Annotated in this window: 8 protein-coding genes; 2 read left to right on the top strand and 6 right to left on the bottom strand. The window is 62.5% G+C overall.

Annotation, left to right across the window (positions count from 1 at the left end):
- Together EOC06_RS03240 and EOC06_RS03235 are read left to right on the top strand one after the other, a co-directional pair.
- The coding region (locus tag EOC06_RS03240) for an SDR family oxidoreductase (protein ID WP_128307073.1) at positions 1 to 581 on the top strand (581 nt) is incomplete at its 5' end.
- 218 nt (positions 582 to 799) lie between these two features.
- On the top strand, positions 800 to 1645 hold the full coding sequence (locus EOC06_RS03235) for a fumarylacetoacetate hydrolase family protein (RefSeq protein WP_128307072.1): 846 nt from the start codon (positions 800 to 802) through the stop codon (positions 1643 to 1645).
- Between the two features lie 202 nt (positions 1646 to 1847).
- Here the strand turns inward: EOC06_RS03235 and EOC06_RS03230 are convergent, their stop codons facing one another.
- The 6 genes from EOC06_RS03230 to EOC06_RS03205 form a co-directional block, all read right to left on the bottom strand.
- A complete protein-coding gene (locus tag EOC06_RS03230; RefSeq protein WP_128307071.1) occupies positions 1848 to 2846 on the bottom strand; it encodes an ABC transporter ATP-binding protein in 999 nt (332 codons plus the stop codon).
- A gap of 15 nt (positions 2847 to 2861) precedes the next feature.
- Positions 2862 to 3923 (bottom strand): Gfo/Idh/MocA family protein, encoded by a 1062-nt coding sequence (locus tag EOC06_RS03225; protein ID WP_128307070.1) that lies wholly within the window; start codon positions 3921 to 3923, stop codon positions 2862 to 2864.
- Positions 3920 to 4759, bottom strand: coding sequence for a carbohydrate ABC transporter permease (locus EOC06_RS03220; protein WP_127265686.1), 840 nt, complete (start codon positions 4757 to 4759; stop codon positions 3920 to 3922). The genes EOC06_RS03225 and EOC06_RS03220 overlap by 4 nt, the downstream gene beginning before the upstream one ends.
- A 12-nt stretch (positions 4760 to 4771) precedes the next feature.
- Positions 4772 to 5701, bottom strand: a complete 930-nt coding sequence (locus tag EOC06_RS03215) for a carbohydrate ABC transporter permease (RefSeq protein WP_128307069.1) — start codon at positions 5699 to 5701, stop codon at positions 4772 to 4774.
- 245 nt (positions 5702 to 5946) lie between these two features.
- Positions 5947 to 7206 (bottom strand): ABC transporter substrate-binding protein, encoded by a 1260-nt coding sequence (locus EOC06_RS03210; protein ID WP_128307068.1) that lies wholly within the window; start codon positions 7204 to 7206, stop codon positions 5947 to 5949.
- A gap of 117 nt (positions 7207 to 7323) precedes the next feature.
- On the bottom strand, positions 7324 to 8274 hold the full coding sequence (locus EOC06_RS03205; RefSeq protein ID WP_128307067.1) for an N-acetylmuramic acid 6-phosphate etherase: 951 nt from the start codon (positions 8272 to 8274) through the stop codon (positions 7324 to 7326).
- Positions 8275 to 8470 lie beyond the last annotated feature (196 nt).

The following is an 8470-nucleotide window of genomic DNA, read 5'->3' as shown; positions in this document are numbered from 1 at the left end:
GGATCAAGACCCGCAAGCTGGACGTACTCAACGATGAAGCCGTCAACGCCGCCTTTGCCGAGATCGGCGTCGTCGACGTGCTGTTCAATTGCGCCGGTTTCGTCCATTCCGGCTCGATCCTCGAGATGAAGGAAGCCGATCTCGATTTCGCGCTGGATCTCAATGTTCGCGCCATGATCCGCACCAGCCGGGCCGTGCTGCCCGGCATGCTGGAACGCGGCGACGGATCGATCATCAACATGGCCTCGCTGGCCAGTTCAACCAAGGGCGTGCCCAACCGCTTCGTCTATGGCCTGACCAAGGCCGCCGTCATCGGCCTGACCAAGGCGATCGCCGCCGACTATGTCGGCAAGGGTATACGCTGCAACGCCATCTGCCCCGGCACGGTCGAGAGCCCGTCGCTGCAGGACCGCATGCACGCGCAAGGCGACTACGATGCCGCCCGCGCAGCCTTCATCGCCCGCCAGCCGATGGGCCGGCTCGGCACGCCGGAGGAGATCGCGGATCTCGCCGTCTATCTGGCCGGCGCCACCTATACGTCAGGGCAGGCCTACAATATCGATGGCGGCTGGTCGATCTGACTGCGGAAATCTTGCCGAGCCGGACGATCTGGCCCTTTCCCGGCGTTTGACAGGGGATCGAAGAGTCTGAAAATCCCGCGCGCCGGCTATCTTGCATGGCGATCGCGCTTGTCCGTAGTCAGGTCGATGGGTACGGTCCGCCGGTTCCTTGAAGGCGCAATCGCCTTGGCGGAAAGTTTGCAAAAGGCCACGAGGCCGCAATCAGGAGAAGGATTTAGATGAAACTGCTGCGCTATGGCGAGGTGGGAAGCGAACGTCCCGGCCTGCTCGATGCGGATGGAACGATCCGTGATCTCTCCGCTCACGTCACCGATATCGGCGGCAAGACGCTCGACCCCGCATCGCTGGCGGCACTCGCCAAGCTCGATCCGAAGTCGCTGCCAGCCGTTTCCGGCAGCCCGCGCCTCGGCGCCTGCGTTGCCGGCACCGGCAAGTTCATCTGCATCGGCCTCAACTATTCCGACCATGCCGCCGAAACCGGCGCCACCGTGCCGCCGGAGCCGATCATCTTCATGAAGGCAAGCTCGGCCATTGTCGGGCCGGATGACGACGTGCTGATCCCCCGCGGCTCGGAGAAGACAGACTGGGAAGTCGAACTGGCCGTAATCATCGGCAAAACCGCCAAGTATGTCAGCGAGGCCGATGCGCTCGACTATGTCGCCGGCTACAGCGTTGCCCACGACGTCTCCGAGCGCGCCTTCCAGGCCGAGCGGCAGGGCCAGTGGACCAAGGGCAAGAGCTGCGACACGTTCGGCCCGACCGGCCCATGGCTGGTAACCAAGGACGAAGTGGCCGATCCGCAGAACCTCAGAATGTGGCTGACGGTCAACGGCAAGACGATGCAGAACGGCTCGACCAAGACCATGGTCTATGGCGTCAAGTATCTGGTTTCCTATCTCAGCCAGTTCATGTCGCTGCACCCCGGCGACATCATCTCCACCGGCACGCCGCCCGGCGTCGGGCTGGGCATGAAGCCGCCGGTGTTCTTGAAGGCCGGCGATGTGGTGGAGCTGGGAATCGAGGGCCTGGGCCAGCAGAAGCAGACGTTCAAGGCGGACGTATAAGCCTGTCGCTCGACAGGTCTGCGCCGCCCCTCATCTGGCTGCCGCCATCTTCTCCCCGTGAACGGGGAGAAGGACGCTGTGACTGCTGCTTTCGCCAATCGCCAACGCTGCAAAGAAGGCGCCGGCGTCGCGCCAGTACCTTTCTCCCCGTCACTATACGGGGAGAAATGCCCGGCAGGGCAATGAGCGCCGACGTCAAATATTACTTGATCGTCTTCCCATCAGCGCCAAACCGATAGGTCTTCGCCGGATCCGGCGTCGCATACAGCGTGGCACCCGGCTCGGCATCATAAACACCAAAAATCCGCACGGTGATCAGTCCCGCCTTCTCGCAGTCGAGATAGAGGTTGGTGTCGGCGCCGAGATGCTCGGCGTGCACCACCGTACCCTTCCAGGCGCCGGATTTCGGATCGACGGTCAAATGTTCCGGCCGCACGCCGATGGTCTTGGCGGTTTCGCCGAGCCTGGCGCCGTCGACGAAATTCATCTTTGGTGAGCCGATGAAGCCGGCGACGAACTCATTTGCCGGCGAATTGTAGAGCTCCATCGGGCCACCGATCTGCTCGATTTTCCCTGCGTTGAGCACCACGATCTTGTCGGCCAACGTCATCGCCTCGACCTGGTCGTGGGTGACGTAGATCATCGTCGCCTTCAGCCGGCGATGCAGCTGCGCGATCTCCAGCCGCGTGTTGACGCGCAGTGCTGCATCGAGATTCGAAAGCGGCTCGTCGAAGAGAAAGAGCTTGGGTTCGCGCACCACGGCGCGGCCGATGGCGACACGCTGGCGCTGGCCGCCGGAGAGTTCGGCCGGCCGCCTTTCGAGATAGGGCTCCAGCGACAGCATCGACGAGGCGATGCCGATGCGCCGCTCGATCTCCGGGGCGGGCGTGCCGGCCTGCTTGAGGCCAAGGCCCATATTGTTCTTTACCGTCAGATGCGGATAGAGCGCATAGGTCTGGAACACCATGGCGATGCCGCGCTTGGCCGGCGGCGTGGCCGAGACATCCGCGCCATCGATGACGACGCGGCCCGAGGTCGAGTCCTCCAGCCCGGCAATGACCCTGAGCAAGGTCGACTTGCCGCAGCCGGACGGCCCGACGAAAACGACGAACTCGCCATCATTCACCTCGAGGTTGATGCCCTTCAGCACCTCGACCGGCCCAAAGGCCTTCTTCACGTTCTCGATGTTCAGCGAGCCCACGGCTTCGTCCCTGTTCTAGAGTTTGACGGCGGTGCCACTGCGCACGCTCTCGTCGGCTGCAAGGCAGACGGCGAGCGATTTGACCGCGTCGTCCATATGTTTGGTGAGATCGAGATCCTCGCGGATCGCCTTCAGCACGAAGGCCTGTTCGAGGTCGCAGAGATCCTGATGGCCGGGTTCGCCCTCCATCGACAGCATCTCGTCGGCCTTGAGAAACTTGCCGTCCGCGCCGGTCGCCGCACTGTGCAGGCGGATGGTCGAGGTCTTGGTGTGGGTGTCGATGTCATCGGACTTCACACCTTCCTTCATGACGATCGACACGCAGCCATTGGGCGAGATGACGTCCTTCACGAAGAACGCCGTTTCCGAAATCATCGGACCCCAGCCGGCTTCGTACCAGCCGACCGAGCCGTCGTCGAACAGCACCTGCAAATGGCCGTAATTGTACATCGACTGCGCCACCTCGTCGGACAGCCGCACGCCCATGCCACGCACCTCGATCGGCTTCGCATCGGTGATCTGCAGCATGACGTCGAGATAGTGCACGCCGCAGTCGACGATCGGCGACGTCGTCTGCATCAACTGCTTGTGCGTCTCCCAGGTGTGGCCTGAGGATTGCTGGTTGAGGTTCATGCGAAAGACGTAGGGGCCGCCTAGCTTGCGGGCTTCGGCGATCAGCCTGATCCAGGACGGGTGATGGCGCAGGATGTAGCCAATCACCAGCTTCCTGCCATTGGCCTTCGCCGCCGCGACGACGCGCCTGGCGTCGGCCACCGTCGTTGCCAGCGGCTTTTCGACGAAGACATGGCAGCCGGCCTCGAACGCCCTCACCGCATAGTCGGCATGGCTGTCGGAATAGGTGGCGATGCAGGCGACATCGGGCTTTTCCTCGCGCAATGCCTCATCGAAGGAGCGCCTGATGCCGTAACCCGACAGCCCGTCCGACAGCGGCACGTCGGAGCGATTGATCAGCGCCGCGATCTGGAAACCTGGATTGGTATGGTAGGCCAGCGCATGGCTGCGACCCATATTGCCGAGGCCGGCAACGACGACGCGGAGGGGTGTTTCAGAGTTCACTTGACCGCTCCGGAGGTGATGCCGCGGATCAGCTGCCGCGAGAAGATGACGTAGAGGATCAGCACCGGCATGATCGCCAGCGACAGGGCTGCCAGGATGGCGTTCCAGTTGGTGACGAACTGGCCGAGGAACAGCTGGGCGCCGAGCGTCACCGTCTTGGTTTCTTCCGACGGCGCCAGGATCAGCGGGAACCACAGATCGTTCCAGATCGGGATCATGGTGAAAACGGCGACGGTCGCCATCGAGGGCCTGACCAGCGGCAGCACCAGCCGGAAGAAGATGGTGTATTCGGACAGACCGTCGATGCGGCCGGCATTCTTTAGATCGTCGGAGACCTGCTTCATGAACTCCGACAGGATGAACACGGCAAGCGGCAGGCCTTGCGCGGTGTAGACCAGGATCAGCGCCGTCAGCGTGTTGACCAGCCCGCTCGCCACCATCAGTTGCAGGATGGCGACGGTGCCCAGCCGGATCGGGATCATGATGCCGAGCGCCAGGTAGAGCCCCATCAGCGAGTTGCCGCGGAAGCGGTATTCCGACAGGGCGAACGCCGCCATGGCGCCGAACAGGAGTACGAAGAACAGCGAGGCGACGGTGACGACGAGGCTGTTCTGGAAATAGTGGATGAAGTCGCCCTGGCCGATGACGGTCGTGTAGCCGATCAAGTCGAAGGTTTTTGGCGTCGGCGGCGTCAGCGGCGCGCCGAAGATGCCGGCGCGGGACTTGAACGAGTTCATGATGACGAGGATCACCGGAAACAGCGCGATCACCGTGTAGGTCAAAAGGATCGCGTGGGCGCCGATGGTGCGGGGCACGGAACGGGTGGCGGTGCTCATCTCTCGGCTCCCTCAGAACTGGTAGCGACGCAGGCGCGTCTGCACGAGGAAGAGATAGACGCAGACGCCGCCGAGGATGATCAGGAACATCATCGTGGCGATCGCCGCGCCCATATTGGGGTCGCCGGTCTGCAGCTGGAAGCCGAAGAAGGCGCGGTAGAGGAAGGTGCCTAAAATGTCGGTCGAATAGTTCGGCCCGGCGAGCGCGCCTTGCGCGGTGTAGATCAGGTCGAAGGCGTTGAAATTGCCGACGAAGGTGAGGATCGAGATGATGCCTATCGACGGCAGGATCAGCGGCAGCTTGATCTTCCAGAACTGCGACAGGCCGGTAATGCCGTCGCATTCAGCGGCCTCGATCACCTCTTCGGGGATCGACAGCAGTGCGGCATAGATCAGCATCATCGGGATGCCGACGAACTGCCACACCGAGATCAGGCTGAGTGCGGTCAGTGCATATTGCTCCTTGCCGAGCCACGGCGTGAACAGGCTTTTCAGGCCGACGATATCCATGAGATGCGGCGCCACGCCCCACAACGGTGACAGGATCAGCTTCCAGGCAAAACCGACGATGACGAAGGACAGGATGGTCGGCACGAAGATCGCCGTGCGGTAGAAAGCCGCGAATCTGAGTTTCGGGCTGGACAGAAGCGCGGCCAGCATGACGCCGATCGGGTTCTGCACGATCATGTGGATGATGAAGAACCAGACATTGTTCCTCAGCGCGTTCCAGAAACCCACCGACCAGTTGGGATCGCCGAACAGCGTGCGGAAGTTTTCCAGCCCGACGAAGACCTGGTGCTGCTCGATGTTGCGGAACAGCGACAGCTGCAGCGTGCCGGCGAGCGGCAGGATCATGATCGCCGTGTAGACGAGCACGGCCGGCGCCAGGAAGATGCCGATGTGCCAGCGGAACGGTCTTTTCGGTCTGATATCTGCGGCCATGAGTTCGGTCCCCGCCGTCTCTCGGTTCCAAAGGGTATCGATCTAGATGATGCCTCGATGCACGGCCCGAACATTCCTGCCCGATGCGGCAAGAACAAAGGCCTGCGACTGATCAGCTAGCCTTCCCCGATGAGAGGGTAAGGCCGGGAGGCAGTGCCGACAATCGCTATCTGAATAAGCGCACTTTGAATGAGGTAGTCCGGAACCGGCCAGGCCTGCGCCCGGCCGGTTCCGTTGCCTGAGTTCTACTTGGCCGGCTTGTACCAGCTGTCGAGACCGGTCTGCAGCTTCTTGGCCGCGGCTTCCGGCGTATCGGTGCCGTTGATGACGTTGGCCGATTCAACCCAGGTCTCGTTCTCGAGGTTGGGCGTGCCGCGCGACAGGATCTGATACGTCGAGCGGATGGTCGACTTGCACTTGCCGCGCCAGGAGACGAATTCCTGCGCCAGCAGGTCTTCCATCTTCACCGGCGAGGAGTTCAGGCTGAAGAAGCCCGGCAGCGCGTTGGCGTAGATGGTGGCGAAGTCGGGCGAGGCGACCCAGGACAGGAAGGTCTTGGCTGCATCGGCGTTCTTCGACGCCGCATTCAGGCCCATGCCGATATCGGTATGGTCTGATATATAGCAGGTGTCGCCGGCCTTCTCGACCGGCGGCGGGAAGGCGCCCATCTTGAACTGCGCCTGGGTGTTGAACAGGCCGATTTCCCATGAGCCGGCCGGGTAGATAGCGGCGCGGCCGAGCGTGAACAGGTTCTGGCTGTCCGGATAGGTCTGCGCCTCGAAGCCGTCGCCGAGATAAGGCTTCCACTTGGCCAGTTCCTCATACGGCGCGACCCAATCCTTGTCGGTGAGCTTTTGCTCGCCCTTGATCAGCGCCGCGCGGCCGTCCTCGCCCTTCCAGTAGTTCGGGCCGATGTTCTGGTAGCCCATGGTCGCGGCTTCCCAGAGATCCTTGGTCCCCATCGCCATCGGGATGTAGGTGCCGTCGGCCTTGATCTTGTCGAGCGCAGCGAAGAACTCGTCGCGGGTCTCCGGCACCTTGATGCCGAGCTTGTCGAAGGCGTCCTTGTTGTAGATGAAGCCGTGGATGACCGAGGCCATCGGCACGCAGAAGCTCGCCTTGCCGTCGTCGGTCTGCCAGGCGGACTTGGCCACCGGTGAGAAGTTCTCCATGCCGGGCAGCGCCGAGAGATCGGCGAGGTTGCCCTTCTTGAACAGCTCGAGCGACTTGTCGAACGGGCGGCAGGTGATCAGGTCGCCCGCCGAGCCGGCGGCGAGCTTGGCGCCGAGCGCTGCGTCATATTCGGTCGGGGCCGACGGCGCGAACACCACCTTGATGCCTGGGTTCTTGGCTTCGAAAGCCGGGATCAGCTTGTCCTTCCAGATGGCAAGGTCGTCGCCGCGCCAACTTTCGATGTTGAGCGTTACGTCTTCGGCATAGGCAACCCCGGCCGAGCCGAGAATGCTGGTGCCCAAAAGCAGTGCCGTCAGTAGTTTCGTTGTCATGCTCAGTCTCCCTGTTGACCTTTTTCAGGTTCGGTTTTGATGAGAACGGAGGCAGCGCGCCCTTTGCTCCCCTCGCAAGCCTGTTTCACCCCGATGAAAATCGGGATGAACCAGGCTCTATTTCTCTGTTCGAGCATGATCTTTTCCGAAAAGCGGCTTCCACTTTTCGGGATCATGCCCCAGCGCGGAAAGGGCCGGCCGCAGCTTCTGGCCGGCCTCTTCCAGTATCTTCTGCGCCGCGTCAGTGCTGTCGGCGCCGGCGGCGAGCAGAATGGCGGTCTTGACCGCGCCGCCGCTCTTCTCGAGCAGGCGGGCCGCTTCGTCCGTGCCGCGCCCGCTGACGGCGGCGACGATGCGCGCCGCGCGGTCGCGCAGCTTGATGTTGTCGGCCATGAGATTGACCATGTAGCCGTCATGCACATGGCCGAGATGGATGGCGGTCAGCGTCGACAGCATGTTGAGCGCGATCTTCTGGGCGGTGCCGGCGCCCATGCGCGTGGAGCCGGCGATCAGTTCCGGCGGCGTTTCGAGCAGGATGGCGGTTTGTGCCTGGCGCAGCAGCGCAGAGTCCCTGTTGTTGGCGATGCCGATGGTGGCAGCGCCGCGGCGGGCAGCCTCCTCGATGGCCCGCACGGCATAGGGCGTCGTGCCGCTGGCGGAAATGGCGATCAGGCAGTCGCCCTTGCCGAGGCCGGCCCCGGCGACCGCTGCCGCAGCCTCCTCGGTATCGTCTTCCGGCCCTCCGGCGAGCGTGCGGAAAGCGTCGTCGCCGCCGGCGATCAGGATAGCGATGCGGTCGCGGTGAATGCCGAAGGTGCCCGGCAGCTCCAGCGCATCGGCCAGCGCCATCAGGCCTGAGCTGCCGGCAGCGGCGTAGGCGAGCTTGCCGCCGCTCTGCAGCCTGACGGCAATGATCTCGGCAGCCCTGGCGATGGATGGAATGGCATGGCGCACGACCTTGGCGGCTTCGATCTGCGCATCGGCCAAATAGGAAAGGACGGTGTCCGGGGCCTGGATATCCAGCCCCTCGGCATTTTTGTGAAGCGCTTCGGTGCGCGTTTCGGCCATCCCGGTTCCTCCAATACCAGAACAATACCAAAAAAATACCACTTGTCCACACGCATTAACGAATTCGTCGGTCGGAAATCGTTGAGTCGACAAAATACGTAGATTTCTCAATAAAGTACGGCTTAACCTTTTTGAAACGGAAATTAACCCTTGGCTATTGGTATTTTATTGGTATTATCCGCCCGGAGGAGAAATC

It is taken from the genome of Mesorhizobium sp. M7A.F.Ca.MR.362.00.0.0 (genome assembly GCF_004023175.1).
GTDB lineage: Bacteria > Pseudomonadota > Alphaproteobacteria > Rhizobiales > Rhizobiaceae > Mesorhizobium.
Note: the sequence above shows the minus strand (reverse complement) of the source record. Positions and strands in the feature narration are given on the sequence as shown.

Excerpts from the sequence above, each read along its gene's own strand:
- EOC06_RS03235 (WP_128307072.1), top strand. The coding sequence starts at position 800 with ATGAAACTGCTGCGCTATGGCGAGGTGGGAAGCGAACGTCCCGGCCTG.
- EOC06_RS03220 (WP_127265686.1), bottom strand. The coding sequence starts at position 4,759 with ATGAGCACCGCCACCCGTTCCGTGCCCCGCACCATCGGCGCCCACGCG.
- EOC06_RS03215 (WP_128307069.1), bottom strand. The coding sequence starts at position 5,701 with ATGGCCGCAGATATCAGACCGAAAAGACCGTTCCGCTGGCACATCGGC.
- EOC06_RS03210 (WP_128307068.1), bottom strand. The coding sequence starts at position 7,206 with ATGACAACGAAACTACTGACGGCACTGCTTTTGGGCACCAGCATTCTC.
- EOC06_RS03205 (WP_128307067.1), bottom strand. The coding sequence starts at position 8,274 with ATGGCCGAAACGCGCACCGAAGCGCTTCACAAAAATGCCGAGGGGCTG.